Annotated in this window: 22 protein-coding genes; 3 read left to right on the top strand and 19 right to left on the bottom strand. The window is 52.1% G+C overall.

All coding sequences use genetic code 11. From position 1 onward, the window contains the following. Window positions 1-8 precede the first annotated feature (8 nt). From ACFVSO_RS15505 to ACFVSO_RS15480, 6 genes are all read right to left on the bottom strand, one after another. Window positions 9-1,064: an autoinducer 2 ABC transporter substrate-binding protein gene (locus ACFVSO_RS15505; RefSeq protein ID WP_387475036.1), complete on the bottom strand. Its 1,056-nt coding sequence runs from the start codon at window positions 1,062-1,064 to the stop codon at window positions 9-11. Window positions 1,065-1,121: 57 nt separating this feature from the next. Further along, window positions 1,122-1,931, bottom strand: a complete 810-nt coding sequence (locus tag ACFVSO_RS15500) for a BtpA/SgcQ family protein (RefSeq protein ID WP_387475034.1) — start codon at window positions 1,929-1,931, stop codon at window positions 1,122-1,124. Window positions 1,932-2,008: 77 nt separating this feature from the next. Continuing rightward, window positions 2,009-3,109 carry a M42 family metallopeptidase gene (locus tag ACFVSO_RS15495; RefSeq protein WP_387475032.1) on the bottom strand — a complete coding sequence of 367 codons (1,101 nt, stop codon included), beginning with the start codon at window positions 3,107-3,109 and terminating at the stop codon, window positions 2,009-2,011. A gap of 58 nt (window positions 3,110-3,167) precedes the next feature. Then, window positions 3,168-4,700, bottom strand: coding sequence for an FGGY-family carbohydrate kinase (locus ACFVSO_RS15490; protein ID WP_387475030.1), 1,533 nt, complete (start codon window positions 4,698-4,700; stop codon window positions 3,168-3,170). Window positions 4,701-4,749: 49 nt separating this feature from the next. Beyond that, the gene (locus tag ACFVSO_RS15485; protein ID WP_387475028.1) at window positions 4,750-5,505 is read right to left on the bottom strand and encodes a DeoR/GlpR family DNA-binding transcription regulator; all 756 of its coding nucleotides are present in this window, start codon (window positions 5,503-5,505) and stop codon (window positions 4,750-4,752) included. 358 nt (window positions 5,506-5,863) lie between these two features. Further along, a complete protein-coding gene (locus tag ACFVSO_RS15480; RefSeq protein WP_387475026.1) occupies window positions 5,864-7,654 on the bottom strand; it encodes an SgrR family transcriptional regulator in 1,791 nt (596 codons plus the stop codon). 130 nt (window positions 7,655-7,784) lie between these two features. Here ACFVSO_RS15480 and ACFVSO_RS15475 point away from each other — a divergent pair, with 130 nt between their 5' ends. From ACFVSO_RS15475 to ACFVSO_RS15465, 3 genes are all read left to right on the top strand, one after another. Next, window positions 7,785-7,961, top strand: coding sequence for a hypothetical protein (locus ACFVSO_RS15475; protein ID WP_387475024.1), 177 nt, complete (start codon window positions 7,785-7,787; stop codon window positions 7,959-7,961). A gap of 48 nt (window positions 7,962-8,009) precedes the next feature. Continuing rightward, on the top strand, window positions 8,010-8,519 hold the full coding sequence (locus ACFVSO_RS15470) for a GNAT family N-acetyltransferase (protein ID WP_387475022.1): 510 nt from the start codon (window positions 8,010-8,012) through the stop codon (window positions 8,517-8,519). A gap of 78 nt (window positions 8,520-8,597) precedes the next feature. Continuing rightward, window positions 8,598-8,738, top strand: a complete 141-nt coding sequence (locus tag ACFVSO_RS15465; RefSeq protein ID WP_387475020.1) for a hypothetical protein — start codon at window positions 8,598-8,600, stop codon at window positions 8,736-8,738. A 68-nt stretch (window positions 8,739-8,806) separates the two neighbouring features. On the opposite strand, the gene ACFVSO_RS15460 is transcribed toward ACFVSO_RS15465, so the two are convergent. The 13 genes from ACFVSO_RS15460 to ACFVSO_RS15400 all read right to left on the bottom strand — a co-directional run bounded on the left by ACFVSO_RS15460 (window position 8,807) and on the right by ACFVSO_RS15400 (window position 20,942). Continuing rightward, window positions 8,807-9,538 carry a ZIP family metal transporter gene (locus ACFVSO_RS15460; RefSeq protein WP_387475018.1) on the bottom strand — a complete coding sequence of 244 codons (732 nt, stop codon included), beginning with the start codon at window positions 9,536-9,538 and terminating at the stop codon, window positions 8,807-8,809. A 13-nt stretch (window positions 9,539-9,551) separates the two neighbouring features. Then, window positions 9,552-10,058: an NUDIX hydrolase gene (locus ACFVSO_RS15455; protein ID WP_387475356.1), complete on the bottom strand. Its 507-nt coding sequence runs from the start codon at window positions 10,056-10,058 to the stop codon at window positions 9,552-9,554. Window positions 10,059-10,100: 42 nt separating this feature from the next. Further along, a complete protein-coding gene (locus ACFVSO_RS15450; protein ID WP_387475016.1) occupies window positions 10,101-10,895 on the bottom strand; it encodes an inositol monophosphatase family protein in 795 nt (264 codons plus the stop codon). After that, window positions 10,889-11,260 (bottom strand): glyoxalase superfamily protein, encoded by a 372-nt coding sequence (locus ACFVSO_RS15445; RefSeq protein WP_387475014.1) that lies wholly within the window; start codon window positions 11,258-11,260, stop codon window positions 10,889-10,891. The genes ACFVSO_RS15450 and ACFVSO_RS15445 overlap by 7 nt, the downstream gene beginning before the upstream one ends. Window positions 11,261-11,420: 160 nt before the next feature. Further along, complete coding sequence (locus tag ACFVSO_RS15440; RefSeq protein ID WP_387475012.1) at window positions 11,421-12,527, bottom strand: ABC transporter permease; 1,107 nt, start codon at window positions 12,525-12,527, stop codon at window positions 11,421-11,423. Further along, entirely contained in the window at window positions 12,524-13,807 is a 1,284-nt protein-coding gene (locus ACFVSO_RS15435) for an ABC transporter permease (protein WP_387475011.1), read from the bottom strand. The genes ACFVSO_RS15440 and ACFVSO_RS15435 overlap by 4 nt, the downstream gene beginning before the upstream one ends. Before the next feature lie 13 nt (window positions 13,808-13,820). Beyond that, window positions 13,821-14,753, bottom strand: coding sequence for an ABC transporter ATP-binding protein (locus tag ACFVSO_RS15430; RefSeq protein ID WP_387475009.1), 933 nt, complete (start codon window positions 14,751-14,753; stop codon window positions 13,821-13,823). Between the two features lie 177 nt (window positions 14,754-14,930). Then, window positions 14,931-15,566 carry a response regulator gene (locus tag ACFVSO_RS15425; protein ID WP_387475007.1) on the bottom strand — a complete coding sequence of 212 codons (636 nt, stop codon included), beginning with the start codon at window positions 15,564-15,566 and terminating at the stop codon, window positions 14,931-14,933. Beyond that, window positions 15,563-16,708, bottom strand: coding sequence for a sensor histidine kinase (locus ACFVSO_RS15420; protein WP_387475005.1), 1,146 nt, complete (start codon window positions 16,706-16,708; stop codon window positions 15,563-15,565). The genes ACFVSO_RS15425 and ACFVSO_RS15420 overlap by 4 nt, the downstream gene beginning before the upstream one ends. An 80-nt stretch (window positions 16,709-16,788) precedes the next feature. Continuing rightward, window positions 16,789-17,547 (bottom strand): phosphoribosylformimino-5-aminoimidazole carboxamide ribotide isomerase, encoded by a 759-nt coding sequence (hisA, locus tag ACFVSO_RS15415; protein WP_387475003.1) that lies wholly within the window; start codon window positions 17,545-17,547, stop codon window positions 16,789-16,791. A gap of 139 nt (window positions 17,548-17,686) precedes the next feature. Beyond that, window positions 17,687-18,544, bottom strand: a complete 858-nt coding sequence (locus ACFVSO_RS15410; protein WP_387475001.1) for a nucleotidyltransferase domain-containing protein — start codon at window positions 18,542-18,544, stop codon at window positions 17,687-17,689. A gap of 117 nt (window positions 18,545-18,661) precedes the next feature. Further along, entirely contained in the window at window positions 18,662-19,753 is a 1,092-nt protein-coding gene (locus ACFVSO_RS15405; protein ID WP_387474999.1) for a YobA family protein, read from the bottom strand. Between the two features lie 256 nt (window positions 19,754-20,009). Further along, window positions 20,010-20,942, bottom strand: coding sequence for a serine hydrolase domain-containing protein (locus tag ACFVSO_RS15400; protein WP_387474997.1), 933 nt, complete (start codon window positions 20,940-20,942; stop codon window positions 20,010-20,012). Between the last annotated feature and the right edge of the window lie 3 nt (window positions 20,943-20,945).

Genomic DNA, 20,945 nt, shown 5'->3' with positions numbered 1-20,945 from the left:
ACCCTCTCCTAGAAATCGTAATCGGTTACATTTTCTTTCGTAACGCCCACCCATGCAGCGCCATACAAATATTTGCCGTCCTTCACAATCAGCTTCTCGTAGCCAGGCACGCCCAGGTCGTAGCCTTCTTTGATCTCGCCTGCTTTACCTTCCAGCACCTTCACAGCTAGGGAGTTCATTGCTTTCGCCGCTTCAGCCGGGTCCCAGAAACCGATCATCGACATCGCGCCGCTATCCAGATACTTCTGCGATACGGACGGAACGCTAGTGCCGACCACGTTCACCTTGCCGATCAGGCCGGACTCTTCAATCGCCAGCGCCGCGCCAGCCGCATCGTTGCCGGATGCGCCTTGGAAGCCCCTTAGATTAGGGAATGCCTTGAACGTCTCGCGCAGCTTCTCGCTGGCAATCTTCTGGTCGTCATTCGTCTCCAGCTGGCGGGCAACCGCTTTCATATTCGGGTATTTTTCCTGCTGACGGTTATAAGCGCCTTCTTCCCACTGCATGTGAGATTTGGTTGTCAAGCTGCCTACTGTCGTCATATATTCGCCTTCCTCGCCCATAGCCTTCGCCAGGTTATCCATCAGGAATGCGCCGTATTCCAGGTTGTCGAATGCTTCTATGTTGAAGTCCGTATTCACCATACCGTCCGCTTCATGCGTGATGACGACGATGCCTTTGTCGCGGGCTTTCTTCAGCACGGGCTCAAGCGCCTCCGCGGAAAACGGAACCACCGTAATCGCATCCACCTTCTGGGCAATCAAATCTTCGATAATTTGCACTTGGAGAGCCGCATCCGCTTTCTGAGGACCTTGCATGAACGTATCGTGTCCGGTCGTCTTGCCGAATTCCTTTACGCCTTCCTCCATCCGATCGAACCAGGCTACACCGGTCAGTTTAACAACGGTAGCGATTTTGTATTTCTTGCCGCCTTCATTGCCGCCGTTGTTCGTCCCACCGCTTCCATTGTTGCTTCCCGAATTGCTTCCGCCGCAAGCGGTGAGGATCACCATGCAAAAGATAAGTAACATAGCAACTGCTGACATCGAACGTTTCTTGACCATTGATTGCTTCCCCCTAAAGATGATTTAAATTTTATGTCAAAACGTCCAGCAGCGGAATTACCGCTGCCTAAACGCCTTCACATCATCCATAAAAGCTTTCACTCTTGCCTGATCCACATGATTTTCGAATTTTCCGTCTATTTTGAAGGCCGTTCCGACTACGGCTCCGTCGGCAATCGATAATTGCTCAACCAGATTCTCACGGCGAACGCCTGTATTGGCAAGCACGACCGTCTCCGGGACTGAATCTTTTACTTTCTTCAAAATTTGCGAATCGGTCTGCGCTCCTGCCGTCAGGCCGGACACGCACAGGGCGTCAGGGCGGTTGTTGAATACGGTCGACTTGGCGACGCTTTCGATATCGCGGTCCGCAACGTATTTTGCCGCTTCCGGTACGATGTTGAACAGCAGCTTAACATTGCCGGCCCCGATTCGCTGCTGATGGCGCACTGTCTCGCCAACGTTCGTATTCCAGAGGCCAAAGTCGCTGGCATATACGCCGGTGAAGATTTCGCGGATGAAGAGCGCTCCGGTTGCCGCTGCCAGATCAAGCGACTTCTTTGCATCCCAGAGTACGTTCACGCCGAATGGGATTCGAATGTCCGGCTTCAACTCGCCGACTATACGGGCCATGGCTGCCACCGTCTCCGTCTTCACTTCCGTCAGGTACGGCAAGCTGAATTCGTTGGAGAACATAACGGCGTCTACCCCGCCGTCCTGGAGCGCCTTCAAGTCTTTTCTGGCCATCTCTACGACGTAGTCCATCCCTTTTTCGCTATTGAAGTAGGGATCTCCGGGCAATGCCATCAAATGGCACATCGCAATAACCGCTTTCTCCGTACCGAGTACATCCTTCAACCATGTCATATCGTTCATCCTCCCCAGAATGTGTCTATCTCATCTTGTTGATTAAGTTCCTTCTATTAGAGCTTGCCGACGCGTCATTATCCCCTGCTGAAGTCCACATTGCCGTCAAGCGTGTGCACCAATTGCTCCAGCAGTTCAATCAGCTTGCTCACATCGTCCAGATCGACGGATTCCACCGGCGCATGCGTATATCTCGCAGGGTAGCCCAGATCGACCATCGGCAAGCCGTCGTTTTCCAGCTGGCTGAACGAGGCGTCCGTCAAGATGCCCATAAATACGGCGGGCTGAAGCGGAATTTGGCGGCAGGCAGCCACTTGCTTAATATGTTTGACCAGCTTCGGATTCGGAATCAAGCCGCCCAGCGTGCCTCTGCCATGGAACGTATACATCCCGATGCTTGGGCCGCCGCCTAGCGCAATATCACCTTTCGATTTCAGATCCGGCGTGTCCGTAGCAATCGTAATGTCAAGCGTAATCGCCAGATGCGGATTAATGCGGCGCACTGCCGGCAGCACGCCGCGCAGATTGAACTCCTCTTGGACCGAGAAGACGAGGTAGAGCTCGCAAGGAAGCTCGCTACCCTTCACCCGGTCTGCCAATTCAAGCAGAGCCAGGCACCCCACGCGATTGTCGAGCGCATTGGAGAATACGCGTGAGCCGTTATCGAAGTATTGGCGTGCGTACATGACAGGCATGCCGACCTCGAAGCCTGCATCTTCCGCTTCTTTCCTCGACCGGAACCCGAAGTCTGCGAATACTTCACTTACGGGCAGGACGCGGTACTTCTCCTCTGAAGGTGTCACATGATGTGCCTTTGTCCCGATAATGCCTTGCCATGTCCGGCCGTTCGCCTCCGCGATTACGGTCTGGCCCGCCAGGCTTTTCTCAGGAATGCCGCCCAGCCGCTCCACCCGAAGGAAGCCGCCCTCCTCCATCTTGTTTACGACAAGGCCCAACTCATCCATATGGGCGAAGATCATGACACGGAACGGCTCTTTGCCTTCAATCTTGTTCATGCGTACCGTCACATTGCCGAGCGCGTCGACCTGAACATCTTCCCCTGTCGACTTCAACTGATCTGTCACATACCGGATCACCGGATCTTCATAACCGGAAACTGCCGCAAGCGAGGTTAATTCCTGCAATCTCTTTTTCATGTAGGTCATTTGCTCTTCCATTCGCTAGCCTCCCAAGCTTATCTGACTGTCTTCTCTGTAATCTTGATACATACAAGTCCTACAAGTCTTTCATCAGATCCTTCGTCCGCTCATACAAGCGATGATAGATGGCGTAATGCCGTTCATACACATCCCGATGATCAGACCCCGGTTCAATATAACGGATGATGTTCACCCATTCGTCGATTTCCTCCAGCCGATCATGCCAGCCCAATGCCAGTCCACAAATGTAAGCGTTTCCATATGCGGCGCCAACTGTAACCTCAGGAATCGCTTGACGCACCTGACAGATATCGCTAACGCTTTGCAGCCATAGCTTATTTTTGACGCCGCCTCCCACAGATACGATTCGCTCAACCGATGCGCCAAGCTCCCTCATGACATCCAGGTTATGGCGTATAGAGAATGAGATGCCTTCCAGCAGCGAGCGGTACATATCCGCTGTTGTATGATTTAAGGATAAGCCGAACATCATGCCTTTGGCTGAAGCATCATGAAGCGGCGTTCGCTCTCCGCTGAAGAACGGCAGCGTGATTAATCCGTTAGAACCAGGCGGGCTTAGTTCCGCTTGTGCGGCCATATGGATGTATGCCTGCTCCACCGACCAGCCTGACGTTTCCCCGCTTCCCTTGTCACGTCCCAGACATTGGTCGACAAACCATCGGGTAAGCGAACCTGCTGTCGCCGTGCCGCCAGTCAGCGTATTGGCCCCCGGCACGATATGGACATTGGGCCATAGCTCTCTGGTTTTCATTATCCGGTCCGTCGTCAGGATAAAGAAGGTGGAGCTGCCATACATCATCATCAGATCGCCTTGATGGATAGCGCCGATACTAATGGCCTCCGCCATGGCATCCGCTGTGCCGGCTATCACTCGTGTACCCGGTGCCAATCCCGTCTCTTCTGCAGCTCGCGCAGCAACAACTCCAACAATATCCGTGCTCCATGTCAAATCCGGAAGCTTATCGACCTCCGTCGTACAGGAGACGGTCTCGTCATTCCACTCCAGCGTATGGATGTCAAACAATGGTGCGTAGTTGACAGCGGTATAACGATCGATTACGCATCGTCCCGTCAATTTGTAGACCAGATAGCCGGAGCCGCATAAAAACTTGTATGTCTTCTCGTAAACCTCCGGCTCATGATCCTTGATCCATTTGATCTTCGGTCCCGCTGCCTGCGATGAGAGTGACTGGCCGCCAATCTGGAACACGCGCTCTTCTCCGATCGCATCATTCAACGCTGCAATCTCGCGTTCTGCCCTTGTATCGACGCCGTACAGAATCGCTTTACGAAGCGGATTCCCTTCTATGTCGATCGGCAGAACAGCAGGAGCAATGGAGCTGACGCCTACAGCCGCGATCTCATCCGCCGATATGCCATATTTCATTCGCGCCATATGGGTAAGCGTTTGCGACAATTGCTTAAAATCATGCCACCACGTCGCTTCCGCGTCATGCTCGGCCCAGCCTCGATGCGGGATTTCCAGCTTATGCGGGACGGCGCATTGCGCGATGATCTTGCCCTCTCGGTCAACCAGCACCCCTTTGGATTCGTATGTTCCAATGTCAATGCCGAGTACGTATGACATCTGATGTCCCCCCTCAGTCGGCTTCACGAATCCTTCCTGTTTCTAAAGGCTATACAAGTGTAATCTTCCCTTGGAAGCCGAGGTCAAATACCGGATGCTCACTTTCCTCATCGCTTCGGTTCGTAATAATTTCGCTTAATTGATCAAATTCACATACTTTGAGCAGGGAGGACTCGCCAACTTTCGTGCGGTCCACCAGTGCAATCACTTCCTTGGACTGGGCGATGAAGGTTTGCTTCACTTCCGCTTCCTCCACGCTGTAATCCGTTAAGCCGCGTTCCTTATTCACTGCAGCAAGGCCTAAGTAATAACGGTCGAAGTTGAATTTTTTGATCGATTCGATCGCGACACTGCCTACCATCGACATTTCATTAAAACGAATAAGTCCGCCTATCATATACACATGGAGATTGCTCTTGGACAAGATGGATGCCACCTGGAAGGAAGAAGTAAATACGGTGATGCCTCTCCTCTTGACGAGCGCTTTCGCAAGCTCGGCCGTCGTCGTTCCTACATCCAGAGCGATAACCTCCCCTTCGCGAATTTGGTCAGCCGCGTACTGGCCGATCCTCCGCTTCAGGTCGTGGTTCTTCTTCTCCCGCTGGACGAACAACGGCTCTGCCCCCTGATCAGGTAGCGCAGCCCCGCCTCTCCGTCTTGAGATGACGCCTTTCTTCTCCATCGCGACCAGGTCGCGCCGTACCGTCACTTCCGATACGTCGAGAAATCCGGCAAGCTCTTCAACGGTAAGCGGCGAATTCTCATGCAATAAGCTGATGATTTGCTTCTCTCTTTCAGTTGACATGGCAATCAATCTCCTTGTTTGTATAATATCACATCAATCAAATTCAAATCAATAATTATCATAAATTGATCAATATAAATCTTAAAATGATCATAAACAACTTTTCATGAATTGTAAACCCTTTCATTGCCGTTTCAACGATTAATTCCTCTTTAATCGACAAAAAGAGGTCCCTTTCCCTTTTTAAGTACCCCCAGTCCATTGATTCTCCTTACATTTAAAAGAAATAAACAGGAGCTTGTCGATCATAAGAGGTCTATCCCCCCTTTTCGCAATAAAAAGAATGATCATATTGATTATCAATTTGATCATTCTTTATAAGTTTTGATCATCTAATTCGATCAATAGCGCATATACATTAACCCGATACTTTTTCCAGCCAAATGTCCTTGAAGTCGATCCAGCCCAGCGAATTCACACCGATACCTTTAATATGCGGATTATAGTACATCTGATATTTCTTATGAAGCAGGAACAGAACATGCGTCTCATCTCGAAGCTTGTGCTCAATATCCATCAGCTCTCTCCAACGCCCATCCGTCTCCTTGGACGCCAGCGCCTTATCAATCTTCGCTTCTACCCACTGCAGCAGCTCCGGGTCCAGATGCTCCCGCAAGAAATTCCCCGTCTGCTCGAACAGCTCGATCATGCATACCTCATCCTCGGCAAATACGACGCAGTACAATAGACAATCCGCGTCAGACAACACCTTTCGCTCACGAATGCTCATCCAGTTCTCCAGAATGACCTCCACTGTAATGCCATGCGCGGTCAGCTCCCGCTGCAGCCAGCGCGCATCCTTCTCATGGATACCGTAGGTCGCAATCTTGATAGGCTCTCCCCGGTAACCGGATTGCTTGAGCAGTTCTATTGCTCTCTCTACATTTTGGCAGGTGGCTCCTTTGTAGGACTCCTCGCCCGGATAGAAACCGCTGGCTGGATGCATCCGATCTTCTCCAAGCTCGGTAACCATCCGATAGCGGTCAATCAAGAGATCGACTGCCTTGCGGAAGTGCGGCGATTGTTGAGGCCCGCTCTTGCAGCGGTTCCAAGTGAGCAAGCTGCAGCCGTTCGAGACGTTTTCGACCTTCTTCCAACCCTGCGCAGGCTTAAAATCCTTGGAGTCATGATCGATCAGCAGTTGATCCCAGTTTTTCGCGAAAGCCGCCGTATCCTCCGGCATCGTGACGATAATGACCCCGTCCAGATGCGCCCTGCCCTGGAAATAATGCGGGTTGGCCTCCATAATGAAGCGATCTGCTGTCCATTCCACGAAGCGGAACGGTCCCGTCCCGACCGGACGCTGCCAAAACTGTTCATTCTGCTCGACCAGATCATGCGGCACAATAGACATGCCCGGCGAGCACAAGTAGCGGAGCAGCAGCCAATTGGGCTTCTCCAGCTTGATCGTTACGGTGCGCGGCCCTCTCTTCACGATCTCCGTAATCGAGCGCACGAACCAGCCCGAAGCATAGCTGCCTCTAAGTCGCTCCAGGGAATAGATGACATCATCTGCCTCCAGGTCGCGCCCATGGTGGAATGCAATGCCTTTCCGCAGATGGAAGGTCCACTCCCTTCCCTCCTCGTCATGCTCCCACGCATGTGCAAGTGAAGGGATAATCTTCTTGGTCTCGCGGTCATACTTGACCAGACAATCGAACAGTTGCTTAACCATATGCGCGCTAAAAGCAAAATACAAATCCTTCGGATCCAGGGTCAGAATCGGACGATAGACCGGCAGCCTAAGCAAATCCGCCTCCAGATCATCGATCAGCTCCGTTCTGTATCCGAAGTGGCTGTTCATCCATTCCACGAATTGATGCCGCACTCCCGTACCTTCCCCATAGCCCTCAATCAGCTCGAACGCATGCTTGTATTCGCCCTTTGACGCATAGAACTGAGCCAGCTCCAGTAGCTTCTTCTCCTTCGGATAGAGAAAGGTCACCTTGGAGCGGTTCCCGCGGCCGCGGCCCGCTTGCCAATGAATGAACCCTTCCTCCTCCAGCTTGCGAACGATAAACTTTACGTTGCGCTGCGTACAATACAGCGCTTCAGCGAGGCTCTCCAGCGATACTTCGATCGGCTTGCCCGAGCCGACTGACTCTGCCACTTTGCTATACATCATCAAATACCGTTCTTCACTAATCATGACGATGCCCTCCTCCGCCAGAGGCCTTAGTATGTAAAAGGGGAAATAATCATCTTCGATTATACACTTTTTCTACCCCTTTTGCGAGTGCATAATGGGATTCATATACAGGAGAACAGGAGTGGTGACGATGCTGTGGCATGATTATGTTCCAGGTCAACTATGGAAGGACCGGGTAGAGGAGCAGGAGAGGAAAGCGGAATTGGAGGCGTTTGTGGCTGAACGGAAGACACCGGAGGAAAGCTCAAGCAAGAAAGAAAAATCAAAGGCAGCCGGCACTTTTCTGAAACGATTCGGGCTCATATAATAGAAGTAGATGAATAGTGACATTATCATGGGTAAAGGAGCCATACGCATGCTTACATCACCATTGATTCAATTGCTGCCGCAGCTCACTCCCGAACATATCGCCGGGCTGTCGGGCATGCTGCAAGACGTCGTAGAAGACGGCGCCTCCATTGGATTCCTCTCTCCTCTATCGCGTGAAGAAGCTGAGCAATACTGGCGGAGCGTCACTGAACCCGGCATATTCTTATGGGCAGCTGTCTTGAACGGCAGAATAGTCGGAACGATTCAGCTGCAGCTTGCTATGAAGAAGAATGCTGCGCATCGGGCGGAGATCGCCAAGCTGATGGTCCATCCAACAGCGCGCAGGCATGGAATCGCCAGAACACTGATGCATACGGCCCACGAGCAAGCCAAGAAGGAAAACAGAAGTCTGCTCATTCTGGATACGAGAGCTGGCGATCCCTCCAACGAGCTCTACAAGTCGCTTGGCTATACAGAAGCCGGGCGCATCCCCGGATTTGCCCGCTCCTCCGAAGGCGGATTCGACGCAACCGTCATCTACTACATGAATCTGTAATGGTGTGATGCATCCGTTTCCCGAAGCATGCATAAGCCTTCACTTCCAGTTCATCCTATACGGATGGAGGTGAAGAGCATGTCCGGAAGAAACAACAAGCCCGACAATGACGGTCCTGCCGCAAGCCCGTCCAGGCTGGATCAATTCGGCGATAAACTGGCTGACGACACGAAAGCGTCTCCCAAGCAAGTCCGCCATAACGAGAAGCCTGCTAATTAATCTGTAACGCAGAAAAGGAGTGCCGCTCAGGCTTAAGCCGGCAGCACTCCTTTTCTATGTTCACGGCATCAGCCGAAGAAATAACTGATGTAGATCATTACAAGCAAGCCGGCAATAAAGGAATAGGTTGCCGGTCTTTCAAACCCGTGACTATGCGATTCCGGAATAAGCTCCTTATAGACAATGAACAGCATCGCCCCGGAAGCAAAGGCTAGACCGTAACCGATCAGCATCTCAACATAGCTGGCGGCAAAGTATCCGACAATTGCGGATACAACCTCCACAAGGCCCGTCAGCGTCACGATCAGCATCAGCTTCAGCTTGCTCACTCTCGATTGCATGAGGAAGATGGCCAGCACCAGTCCCTCTGGCATATTCTGCGCGCCAATGGCTATCGCAACCATCGGTCCCAAACCTTCATTGGAGCTGGCATAGCTGAATCCGGTACTAAGGCCCTCAGGGATGTTATGTATAAATAGCGCAATAACAACAAGCAGCGACTTGGAGTCGAAGGAGCTGATTCCCCTTTTCTGCTCGATATCGATATGCGGAATGTTTTTCTCCAGCAGATCAAGCACGACCACCCCGATAATCAATCCGATGGTGAGCGGGATTAAGCCGGACTCGTTCAGCGCCTGCGGCAGCAAGCCGAATGTGGAAGCCGATACCATGATCCCGGCTGTAAAGGCGATCAGAATGTCCTTCCACTTCTCCGACAATGATCGAACGAACAAGAGTGGCACGGCGCCAAGCACCGTTGCCATTGCAGAGATAAAGCTGCCTAGAAGCGCTGCTGTCATGATGTATGGCTCCTTATCGATGTAGTTGCTTCAGAAAGCATAAATCGCGCTCATGGATAAAGCGTCCTTCATAGGTGGCCGGCTCATGCTTCTCCATGAGCTGGATGGCGTCTTTCAAGGAGCGCCAGCTGAGCGATGCCCCAGCCTCTTCCACGGAAGGATCACTCTCATTGGTCCGAATTTGTCCAACATACCCGTATGAGAACTGCAGCAGCTCCCGTTCATCCCGATATTCAATCACGAGGCCAATGTCATCCGTCAGCTCGACTTCCGCGCCTAATCCCTCTTTGGCCTCACGCTGCATCGCCATCTTCATCGTCTCCGAAGCTTCGATGCCGCCGCCAGGCAGCTTATAATAGTTCCCGTCCTTCTTATGCAACAACGCGACTTCATATCGAGTGTTAAAGATAATGCCTCTGACGGCCCGGCGCATCCAGAAATTGCCGCCATGTCTGCGCGAGGTGGCGTCGCGCCCGCTAAGACCCAGATCACGTTCATAGATTTCCCGCAGTAGCTCCATCACATACAGTTCCTTCCTGTTGGTCTTTATCCTATGTCAGGACTAACGCTTCATGCCTTCCGCCACCATGCTCATAAAGGTTGACATGTGCTCTGGATGGCACGCAATCAGACAAGGCTGATCGGCCGAGCCTGAGAACGGATTGCCTTCGAAATCCACCACAACGGCCCCTGCCTCCATCGCAAGCAGAATGCCGGAGTACAAGTCCTCGCCCTCCGAATGATAGACCATAATGGCATCAAGATCGCCTCTTGCGAGCATGCTCCATTGCAGCGTCGGCGCCCATAGGCGCATCATTCGTTTCGTATGCACATCGATATAATGCCGAAGCTGTACAGCCTCATCGCGCTGCTGAACAGCATGGCCCTGAATCCAGCCGACTCTCGCCTTGACGAAAGCTCGTGCCGGATTCAATGACACCGGACGTTGATTGCAATTCGCCCCTTCTCCAACGATTGCTGTGTACAACCGATCGGTTATCGGCTCATAGATGACGGACAGCACCGGCTCGCGCCGCCGCATAAGCGTGATCGAGATGCCGAATAAAGGCAGCCCCACCGCAAAATTATTGGTGCCGTCAAGCGGATCGACGAGCCATTGCCACTCGCATTGCTTGCCGTCATCACCCGCTTCTTCCGACCGGATCGCATGGTCCGGGAATACACTGCGAAGCTTTGCCAGAATAATAGCCTCCGCTTCAAGATCAACCTCTGTCACCAGATCGCCATGCTCGTCTTTCTCATCTATTCGGATGATCGAACCGAATCGTTCCTTTATATATCTTCCTGCCTCGTAAGCGGCTGCAACCGCCACTTCTTTGGCTATGTTCATCAACATTTGTCCTGCTCCTTCTTCTCTGAATAAAAATGCAGCCGATTGCCGAACGGATCTGTGACCTGGACCGCATTCCACTCCTCCGAGAAGCCCGGACGCGCATAACCGTATTGCTTGGCTAACAAGCGCTCTTGCCATGCCTTTGCATTCTCCACTTCAATCCTTATGGCCGATCCAGGCGTGCAATCACCGTGATGCTCAGACAGATGCAGCACGCAGCCGCCCTTGGACACTTGAGCATACAAGGGGAAATCGGCTTCATAACGATGCTCCCAATCCAAGCTGAATTCCAGAAAAGAGAGATAAAATTCCTTCGCTTTGTCTTCGTCAAAAATGCGAAGAATCGGTACGGCTCCTTTAAATTCCATTAGCGGCTCCTTTCTTACGGCGATGCCGATTGGGCTGTATGCTATGCGCTTCCACGATTATACATCTTCTTGAGCAATCAAGAAAGAACCAATCATAACGCAACAAACCCCTCCGCAGCACCAAGGCTCCGAAGGGGTTTCATTTGCTGAAAAAAGATCATTACGCCTTGCGCCGCTCAACCAGGTTAATCCCGATCCCCATACAGATCACGCCTATTAACGCAAGCTTTGCCACCGGCATCAGAATCTCTGCCCAGCCAGCATCATACAAGGCTACCTGCTTCAGTGCATGTACCGCATGCGTGATGGGCAGCAATTCACCGGCAAGCAGCAGCAGCTTGTTCGTCATCAAACCCGGCGGGAAGTAGATTCCCGCCATGAGCGGCATAATGGGCAATACCACAGGCAGGAGCATCTGAAATTGCTCAGGCGTTCGCACGACTCCCGCTAGCAGCATGCTAAGCGATACGATAGCTGCGGAATAAAGCATAATGATGACCAGCATAAGTCCATATTGAGTACCCAGATCATAGCCAAGGACTAGATCGAAGAACAACAAGACAGTCACCGAATGAATCAAGCCGATAATAAGACTGTAGCACAAGTGGCCCATATACATGCCGGTTTTGGTGACCGGGGACAAGATAACCCGTTTCCAGATACCGAACGCTTTCTCTTCCATGACCGAATTGACTTTGAAGCCGATCGTGAACATGGCCAGAAATAACGTAAATCCAAATAACAGCTGTATGCTCATATCGTTGCCGACAAGCGTCCTGCCATCCGGACGGACTACATTGGTATGCAGCGGAGGGCTGGCCATAAAGGTTTCGAATGTATGGTATGCAGCTCCTTCTTTGCCAGTCAGGCCCGCTGCATGCGCAAGCCTTCCATCCTCCGAAACGATTCGGTTCAAGTGCTCCGATACCATTGATTGATTAAGCCCTTCACCCGCCGTGACGATCCGATATTCGCCCTCTGCCATCAGTCTCACAGCCAGATGTGTCCGGCCTTCGCGCACATCGCGGATCGCCTTCTCCTCACTCTTCAGCATAAACGAGAAGCTGTCAGAATCATTCATTCGCTGCACCCGCTGCTCCGCTTCCTCATGACCGATCCCTTTATCCGGAAATACCGCATATTCGGGAGTGCCATTCATATTCGAGCTGAATAACAGCGTAGCCGCAATACTGATCCCGATAAAGACCAGAATAAGGGCAGGCGAGCGGCGATCATGTCTCCATTGCGCCAAAAATACAGCTATCATATCGCCCGCCCCCTTCTTGGATAGACCAATGCGCTAACAGCGACCAGTACTATCGCATAGATGAACAGAAACAGCAATTGTGAAGATAACCTGCCAGCATCCTCATACTGAATCCAGCTAAGCGCCATCGTGAGCGCGTGGCCATTGGGCGTCCATTCCCCGATAGAGCGCAGCCATTCAGGCAGCACATACAGCGGGACAAATCCGCCGCCAATCACACCGATCATAATTAATAGAAGATTGAACAACGCATTCGCCGCATCCACATTGCTCATGCGGAACATGACGGAGGTGAAGACGGACGCCATGGATGCGACCATAAATGAAAACATCATAATGATTAAGGCAATGCCAATCCAGAATCCAGCCGATCTGCCATGAAACAGACCCAAGACAAAGTGGCATATCGTTAGCACACTAGTTAATTGCATACAGGCAATCATAAACGATGCGACAAGCTTGCCTCCAAGATAATGGAAGGGATTGTTGCCGCTAAGCCGTATCCGTTCAATCACTCGCTCCCGCTTCTCTCCTGAAGCATGAAGAGCAATTGTTGCCGCGATGAACACCGTAAAGATCATGCCGATGGAGACGCTGAAATATTGAAAACTGGTCAGCGGCTTCACGCTATCGAGCAGTTCAACACCGCCCTTCGGCAATGAGAGGTCACCCTCATTCACCTGCTGCTGCCCAGGTGCCTCTTGCAGCACATAACGTAGCCCCATCCCGACATTCGCTTCTCGCACATAGCGATCCACTACTCCCATCACCATGTCCAGCTTAATGGAATGGTCAGGTGCGGTCACGACGACAGTGCCGCCGTCTCCTTCTTCCAGCCATGCGCGCTTAAGCGTCTGCAGCGAGAAGCCGGATGGTATCGTCAGAACAGCTGACACTTCCTTCTTCTCTAGCAGCTCAGATGCTTGCTCAGTACTGGTCTCGACGGTATGAATCCATTCCTTTATTTCATCGCTGGCGAACGTCATCCGCAATCCTTCAATCAATGGATAGCTCTCCGACGCATGAAGCACACTTGCCTTCCACTCTTCATCTCGATTAAGCGTCTGGACCGTATCTCTGAATGCCGCAATTGCCGACTCCTCGTTATCCTCGACCACCAGCGCGATGCTTACCGACCGCTCGCTTGGTTCTCCTTCAATCCAACTGGACAGCGCAAAACCCAATATGACGCTAAGCACGACAGGAACCAGCAGCACGACCAGCATTTCGCTGCGGTCACGCCAGAAGATCAGAAGATCCTTCTTCAAATAAGGAAACATGCTGCATCTCCTCCTAATCCCGCAGCTTGCGGCCGGTCAGATGCAAGAACACATCTTCGAGGCTTGGCGTATGGACCTGGAAGTGAACGATCTGCACGCGGTTTCGCTCCGCAGCCTGAACGACCTCTGTCAGAATGCCGCTCTGCTTGGTGACGATCAGCTTGACGCCATCCTCCGTCTCCTCCGCCGATCTGACGAACGGCAGACGGCGCAGCTCCTCCACCAGCTCCGGGCATGGCTTGGATAACTGAGCAACCATCGTCTCCTCACCGGATAGAATGCGCAGCAGCTCTTCTTTCGTCCCCGATGCGATCAGCCGGCCGTGATCCATAATGTATACGCGGCTGCACAGTTGCTCCACCTCCTCCATATAATGGCTAGTGTACAGGACAGACATGCCCTTCTCCCGGTTCAGTTTGCGGACCGTATCGAGAATATGATTGCGAGATTGTGGATCAATCCCGACTGTCGGCTCATCCATGATGACGATCTTCGGCTCGTGCAGCAGCGCCGCCGCAATATTAATGCGCCTCTTCATCCCTCCCGAAAACGTCTTAATCAGCTCATGCTGACGCTCAGTTAATCCAACAAGCTCCAGGGTATCGGCAATTCTCTCCGCAAGATGCTTCCCCTTCAGCTTATAGATGCTTCCGAAAAAACGCAGGTTCTCATAGGCGGACAGCTTTTCGTACAATGCGATTTCTTGCGGCACTACGCCTATCATGCGGCGAATTTCGCCTGGCGTCTTCAGGACGCTCCGTCCTTCCAGCCGTACATCTCCGCTTGACGGGTACAGCAGCGAGGATATCATGGATATCGTCGTGGATTTGCCCGCACCGTTAGGTCCCAACAACCCAATAGCCTCACCCTTCTCCATATACAGGTTGATGTTGTCCACAACGGTCTTGCCCTTGAACGTTTTGCGCAGCTCTACTGCTTCCAGCATGATCCAATTCTCCCATCCGGTATAGAGTAAGCTATTATGCTGCAGCTTCTGTCATTCAGTGTAAAGCAAGAAAGACAGTGTCCCCACTGTCTTCCGTCACGAAGCTGCGTCTTAACCATGACTTCCGTCATGTTTCTGTAGACAGCCCGGCCATCCGCTTGCGTGTATCCATGCAACTCAGACCACATGATGTCGGATCGCGTATATGGCGAGCTGGGTTCGATCGCGAAGCTCCAGCTTGTCGAGCACGACGCTAATATGGTTTTTGACCGTGCCGACCGATAAGGACAGCTCGCTTGCAATCTCCGCATTGCTGCGACCCTCGCCGACCAGCCTGATTATATCTTTTTCCCTTGGCGTAATTGCGGGGTCTACCTCCGCTTGCTGGCGATCGTTCATTAGCAGCCGGGGAATGACCTTGGCTGCTACATCCTCCTGCAGCGACAATCCGCCGGCCAGACAGCTCTTAATTGAGCGCAGCAGCGCTTCCGGCTCAGCCTCCTTCAGCATATAGCCGTTCGCTCCGCTCTTCAGCGCCTCCATCGCATAATCGTCGTCGTTGAAGGTAGTCAGTATCAGAATTTTCATAGACGGCCATCGCGAACGGATGATTCTTGCCGCCTCGAGACCATCCATAAGGGGCATACGGATGTCGAGCACGGCAATATCGAAGATGCCGTTCTCGCAAAGCTGGACCGCTTCCTTGCCATTAGCGGCTTCGCCCGTTACCTTTAGCCCAGCATCGGTCTCAATCATCATCTTCAATCCTTGCAGCACCATTGCCTGGTCTTCGGCCAATAAGATTCGATTCATGCCATGCCCCTTTCCTTTGCAACAAGCGGCAGTGTACCGCTTACGATAAATGTTTTTTCATTCTGGATAATGTCCAGCTTGCCGCCGGCTTGCTCGATTCTCTCTCTCATGGAGCGGAGGCCGAAGCCCTCCCGATAAGGCTTGGCTTGCTGGATCGGATGCAGTACCTCGAACCGGAATACGCCTCCTCCCGGCGCCTCAAAAATAATGTCCGCTTCTTTCGTTCCGCTATGCCTCATCATATTCGTCAGCGATTCTTGTACTGCCCGGTAGAGCGCTACCGACTGGGCCGGGGTCAAGGGCGCTGTAAGCGCGCCGTGCCGCAGATTAAAGTTGACACGCAGGAAGCTCTCCACTTCCAGCCTTCGGATCAGGTTGATTACCGCGGACAGACCGCCGACTTCGTCATCCTTGAGCGCTCTCACAGCGCTGCGCGTATCGTCCAGGCTCTCCTTTGCCAGCTCCTTCAAGTGACCAAGCTTCTCAGCCGTATCCGGGTCCCGTGTCCCCATCCGAAACACCTCCAGCTGCATGAGCAGCGCTGTCAACTTATGGCCTACCGAATCATGAATGTCGCGGCCCACCTGCGCGCGCTCTTCTTGTCTTGCGGCTTTTTCGTTTGTTGCCAGCAGCCGCCTGAGCTTCCGATATTCCGCAAGGAGTGCCTCTCCCCGTGCGATCTCATGGCGCTCGCTTGCATATGTAAGGCGGAATGCCGCAAAAGCGGCACCGGCCAATAAACCAAAAAAAGTTATAAAATAAACGGAAAAACCCGGGAGCCGGGCAAACGTCGGCAGCAGCGCACCAAGCCAGCTTATTACGCCAATGGAGCAAGCACTGGCAAGCGGCAGCCGGTACGCCCCTTTCCCCGCAATAAGAGCGAGGAGCAGCAGCGTATACGGATTCGGCTCTCCTCCCGGCTCCGGCCATAGACTGGCGGTGGCTGCAATTGCCAGCAAGGCAAGCAGCAGCAGCTGGACGACAGGTACTCGGCCGGCAAGGGGAACAAGGAAATAAGCGCCCATGCCCACTGCACCTATCAACAGGCGCCAAGGCATGTTCGGCAAAGACTCCCCATGCCCGAACATAGCAAGTCCCCATGCTGTTAGCAGCATGGCCAGCCAAATCCAATAGGATCTCATCAGCGCTTCCCTCCCTATGTGCATGTGAATAAGAAACGACCGACATACTTGCTGCCGGTCGTATTGTTTCATTATAGGAATCAGGCTTGCTGCAATCCTTTGCTGAATGCAACAACTTCCTCATAAGGCAGCTTGCCGCCGAATATATCAAGCGCGCTGCCGATAGTCAAATCCAGCTTGCCGCCGGATAGCTCCAAGAATCGCTCCATATCAGCAATCGACCGGGCACCGCCCGCATAGGTCGTCGGAATCGCAACCCATTGCGCCAGATCACGGACAAGCGACTCCTGAATGCCGCTCTGCTTGCCCTCGACATCTACCGCATGGATCAAATATTCGTCGCAGTATCCTTCCAGCTCCCGAATATTCGCCTCATTCACTTCGAAGTCGCTGAATTGCTTCCATTGATTCGTTACAACGAACCACTTGCCATCCTTCTCCTTGCAGCTTAGGTCGATGACCAGGCGCTCCTTGCCGACTTCGGATACGATTCGGCGAAGATGATCTTCATTTAGCTGCCCGTCGCGGAAAATATAGGAGGTCACAATAACATGCGACCCGCCTTTCTCCAAATAAGCAGCCGCGTTGTCTGCCGTGATGCCGCCGCCGATCTGCAGGCCGCCTGGATAACGAGCGAGTGCCTGCTCTGCGGCAGATTCATTGCCTGGGCCCAGCATGATGACATGCCCGCCCGTCAATGCGTCCTTCTTGAACAAATCGGCATAATAACCGGAATCATGGGCGGATACAAAATTTTCGATAATGGCGTCGTTAAGCGTCTCGCCTACGATCTGCTTCACTTTCCCTGCGTGAAGGTCGATACATGGTCTGAATTTCAACGTCGTTCCTCTATTCTTCTAGTATGATATAAGCAACAGCTTATCGTGTCTCTCTCTATTCTGACATAGAGTACCGCATCATCGCAATAAATAGTTCCGTCATCTGGCTAAGCGTTCTGTATCCTATTAAGCTCCTCGCCTAAATCCAATTCCGATCGGTCAAATAACCCTTTATTGCGTTCGTAATCTCTAGCAGCAATTGCCGCTGACGCTTTAATAGCGCTATCTCCTGATGAGCGCCAAGCAGAAAATCCAGCTCATGGATGAGCGGCTCCGGGCAGAAGGCTAGTTCGGATAACTGCTTCCCGATCTTCTTATCGCCTTTAAAATAGGTTTCATTGGCCGCCAGCAACACCTGGAGCAAAGAATGAAAGGTTTGTTGGGCGATGCCTGACGCATAGACAAAGTCTCCGCGCTCGATCGCGCTCAGATAATGAAAATTGTCCAGCCAAAACGTTGATTTCCACCAGAATTGCTGGATGATCGCTTCCCTAAGCTTGTTAGGATAAACTCTCACTTGCCGCTTCCACTCTGCCAATATGCCCTTTTTATCTACCAGCGGCTGTACAAAGCTCACTTCCGACAAACAAATATAATTATAATACCCGCTCAGCGTCCAGAACGTCGGCTCCACAAAAATTTTGCCTGCAAGGCAATCCTGTATCGCCTGTTCATAGACCGAGATGGATTTTACGCTTGTCTCGATTTTCATTCCTTTGCAGTAGAAATCCGCGCAGCCGCCCCATAACGTGCCATCGATACGCTCATCGATATAACAGGACTGATCCGCATCGGCGATGGCGGAGAGAAGCGACCGGCGTTCCTCCAGCGGCTTGACCCCTTCTGTATAGACATAGAAATCAAGGTCGGAATACTCATCCATATATCCTTTGGCATACGACCCGCCGAGCGCTATGGCATAACGTCCGGTAAGCGTTTCCCTTAATACGGGTACAATCTCTTGAACCCGTTGAGTCACATGTTTATGTTCTCGCATTTCGCTTAACCCCGCTAATCATGAATAGAATACAACATCAATCGCTTAATAATTATACATTTTCACGTCTTGAAAGGAATAGTAGATAATCTATCTATTTTTTTCATATTTAGATGTTTATGCGATGCGTTCCCACGTTGTCGCATTCTTCATTAGATAATCCGAATAGACCGCTTCGTTCGACAAATCGTAGACACGCACCACATTCGCTCCATCATCCAGTCGCTTCAGTTCCGCCAGATAGCCTTGATCGGCAGACAGGCTTTCCAGAAACGATTGGCTGATTTCCATTCTCTCGTTCTGCCAGCGCAGGAAAAACAGATCCGGGGAATGATTGCCCAGCCCTTCGAAAACCAGCACCATCTCCTTTATGCCGTCACGGTCCATATCGGCCTCTTGCAGCCTGCCCCAAGCATCGAAAGAATATATTTGACTCTCGTCATTCCCGTCGACAAGAAGATATTTGTACAAGCCGGGACCTGCCGCCATCAGCGGAAGCCTGCCCAGAAACTTAGCTCCCTCGGTACCCGCAACAAGCTGCTGCATCACACATAGATCGATGCATCGACTCGGCGCATCCAGTTGCATGCCGGGAAGAAGATCAAGCAGCGGATCAGTCATGTCCTTCCATTGCAAAATGCCATGTACAGCAGCGGCAGTCCCGTCCCCGTCCGCCTCAGCGTTATAGATATGAAGCTCCACAGCTTCATGATTCGCCATGCCAAAAGCCAACGATTGAAGCTTCTCCCAATCCGGTCCAGGCTCTTCTTCCGCCAGCTCCACAACATCAAGCGTCCGGTAAGCAAGCTTAATCTCGTCCGGGAACGTGAACGTCTGCTGCGGATGGACGGAAGATGTATCAGTCGTAGGGACTATTGGGGAAGATGACGGAGCCTGCCCCATTTTCTTTACCTTTCGCGCTCCCCCCTGGCTCGGATAGGAATCATTAACCCCTCCGTTCATCCAGTATTGAACACGGTCGCCGACTTTGAAGCGAGAGGAATAGGCATTCAGCCAGATCGCAGAACCTTCATAGTCCGTGAAAATATCATTCCAAGACATGCCGAGATACGGTTCAGCAGAATAATCGAGTACGAGAATTTGCTTGCCGTCTGTGTCGAATACGACGCCTTCTCCATCGGGAGAGGAAGAGGCACAGCCCGCTAGGGCGATCAAAATAATCAAGCAAAACCAGAATCGTTTTTTCATCTGTCATCATCCGCCTTTCTATCGGTAACAGGCGTCGTCTGCACGAGTCCCGTATTAGGATTACGGGCAGATCGAATCAAGAATTGCTTTATCATAGATGGTGGGTAGAATATGCAGGCATATGTAGATGCTGTCCGCAGCGAATCGGGACAGCATCCGTATGCATGAGATGCAGAAATACGCGGCTGTTGAAGGTTAGGGTGGGGTTAAAAGAAAGGCCATTATAATGCGGCGCCGCAATAGAATATGTATGAGCTTACTTTAGCGCCATGGGAACCAGATACCGGAAGATCAGCTCTCTCGCCCATTTGGCATCATTGCGTTTCGTAATTTTTTTCCGGATAACAATGGTCAGACCCATTGAAGGGATATTCATCAGGTGCTGTCCGCCATGGCCGAATGCAAAGTAGCAATCGGCGCATCCATTAAAGGACTCCGGAGAGATCCACCAATGATAGCCGTAGCCGCCGTAGATTGGCGGCTCATAATGCAGCAAGCCGCGGTGATGCAGGGCAACGGATTCTTCAATCCATGCGGGAGATACAATCTCCGACCCGTTCCAGCTTCCGCCCTGCATATACAGCATGCCAATCTTGGCCAAGTCATGCCCATATAGAGATAGCCCTGTACCGCCTTCGCTGATCCCGTTTTTCTCAGACCAGCGGGCTGCCTCGAAGCCTAGCGGCTGGAAAAGCCGCTCCTTCGCATAGTGCACTGCCGATTTACCTGTTGCCGCCGTCAGAATGGCGGACAGAAGATGGGATCCGCCAGAATTATAGGTGTACGCATGACCAGGTTCATGGATGACCGGCTTAGCCAGTGTATAAGCGACAGGATCGGCAGATGCCCGCATTTCCTTATAGGGCTTGTCGAAGTCCGGCCATTCGAAGCCCGGCGTCATCGTAAGCAAGTGCTTGATCGTAATCTTCCGACGCGACTGCTCATCGAGCAGCAATACGTCCAAATAATCGCCGAGCGGCTGATCAATGCTGCCGATCTCTCCCCGAGCCTGAGCGATTCCGATTAGCGCGGAGAGCACGCTTTTGGTAATCGAATAGAGCGGACCAAGCGTATCAGTGCCTCCGTCATGCCAGTCTTCCAGCAGCTCCCCGTTACGATAGACGATTACGGACTTGATCCGCCATTCCTTCGCAAGCTGCTCGATTTCGTCATTCATTAACAATCCCATGGC

Origin of the sequence: Paenibacillus sp. NPDC057967 (assembly GCF_042887015.1) — a bacterium.
Taxonomy (GTDB): Bacteria; Bacillota; Bacilli; order Paenibacillales; family Paenibacillaceae; genus Pristimantibacillus.
Note: the sequence above shows the minus strand (reverse complement) of the source record. Positions and strands in the feature narration are given on the sequence as shown.

What these genes read in the sequence shown, in the direction of transcription:
- ACFVSO_RS15455 (WP_387475356.1), bottom strand. Translation starts at nt 10,058, where the DNA reads ATGGAGCTACTGCGGGAAATCTATGAACGTGATCTGGGTCTTAGCGGG.
- ACFVSO_RS15445 (WP_387475014.1), bottom strand. Translation starts at nt 11,260, where the DNA reads ATGGAATTTAAAGGAGCCGTACCGATTCTTCGCATTTTTGACGAAGAC.
- ACFVSO_RS15440 (WP_387475012.1), bottom strand. Translation starts at nt 12,527, where the DNA reads ATGATAGCTGTATTTTTGGCGCAATGGAGACATGATCGCCGCTCGCCT.
- ACFVSO_RS15470 (WP_387475022.1), top strand. Translation starts at nt 8,010, where the DNA reads ATGCTTACATCACCATTGATTCAATTGCTGCCGCAGCTCACTCCCGAA.
- ACFVSO_RS15435 (WP_387475011.1), bottom strand. Translation starts at nt 13,807, where the DNA reads ATGTTTCCTTATTTGAAGAAGGATCTTCTGATCTTCTGGCGTGACCGC.
- ACFVSO_RS15420 (WP_387475005.1), bottom strand. Translation starts at nt 16,708, where the DNA reads ATGAGATCCTATTGGATTTGGCTGGCCATGCTGCTAACAGCATGGGGA.
- ACFVSO_RS15505 (WP_387475036.1), bottom strand. Translation starts at nt 1,064, where the DNA reads ATGGTCAAGAAACGTTCGATGTCAGCAGTTGCTATGTTACTTATCTTT.
- ACFVSO_RS15490 (WP_387475030.1), bottom strand. Translation starts at nt 4,700, where the DNA reads ATGTCATACGTACTCGGCATTGACATTGGAACATACGAATCCAAAGGG.
- ACFVSO_RS15500 (WP_387475034.1), bottom strand. Translation starts at nt 1,931, where the DNA reads ATGACATGGTTGAAGGATGTACTCGGTACGGAGAAAGCGGTTATTGCG.
- ACFVSO_RS15475 (WP_387475024.1), top strand. Translation starts at nt 7,785, where the DNA reads ATGCTGTGGCATGATTATGTTCCAGGTCAACTATGGAAGGACCGGGTA.
- ACFVSO_RS15460 (WP_387475018.1), bottom strand. Translation starts at nt 9,538, where the DNA reads ATGACAGCAGCGCTTCTAGGCAGCTTTATCTCTGCAATGGCAACGGTG.
- ACFVSO_RS15410 (WP_387475001.1), bottom strand. Translation starts at nt 18,544, where the DNA reads ATGCGAGAACATAAACATGTGACTCAACGGGTTCAAGAGATTGTACCC.
- ACFVSO_RS15430 (WP_387475009.1), bottom strand. Translation starts at nt 14,753, where the DNA reads ATGCTGGAAGCAGTAGAGCTGCGCAAAACGTTCAAGGGCAAGACCGTT.
- ACFVSO_RS15405 (WP_387474999.1), bottom strand. Translation starts at nt 19,753, where the DNA reads ATGAAAAAACGATTCTGGTTTTGCTTGATTATTTTGATCGCCCTAGCG.
- ACFVSO_RS15485 (WP_387475028.1), bottom strand. Translation starts at nt 5,505, where the DNA reads ATGTCAACTGAAAGAGAGAAGCAAATCATCAGCTTATTGCATGAGAAT.
- ACFVSO_RS15495 (WP_387475032.1), bottom strand. Translation starts at nt 3,109, where the DNA reads ATGGAAGAGCAAATGACCTACATGAAAAAGAGATTGCAGGAATTAACC.
- ACFVSO_RS15400 (WP_387474997.1), bottom strand. Translation starts at nt 20,942, where the DNA reads ATGGGATTGTTAATGAATGACGAAATCGAGCAGCTTGCGAAGGAATGG.
- ACFVSO_RS15450 (WP_387475016.1), bottom strand. Translation starts at nt 10,895, where the DNA reads ATGTTGATGAACATAGCCAAAGAAGTGGCGGTTGCAGCCGCTTACGAG.
- ACFVSO_RS15480 (WP_387475026.1), bottom strand. Translation starts at nt 7,654, where the DNA reads ATGATTAGTGAAGAACGGTATTTGATGATGTATAGCAAAGTGGCAGAG.
- ACFVSO_RS15425 (WP_387475007.1), bottom strand. Translation starts at nt 15,566, where the DNA reads ATGAATCGAATCTTATTGGCCGAAGACCAGGCAATGGTGCTGCAAGGA.
- ACFVSO_RS15465 (WP_387475020.1), top strand. Translation starts at nt 8,598, where the DNA reads ATGTCCGGAAGAAACAACAAGCCCGACAATGACGGTCCTGCCGCAAGC.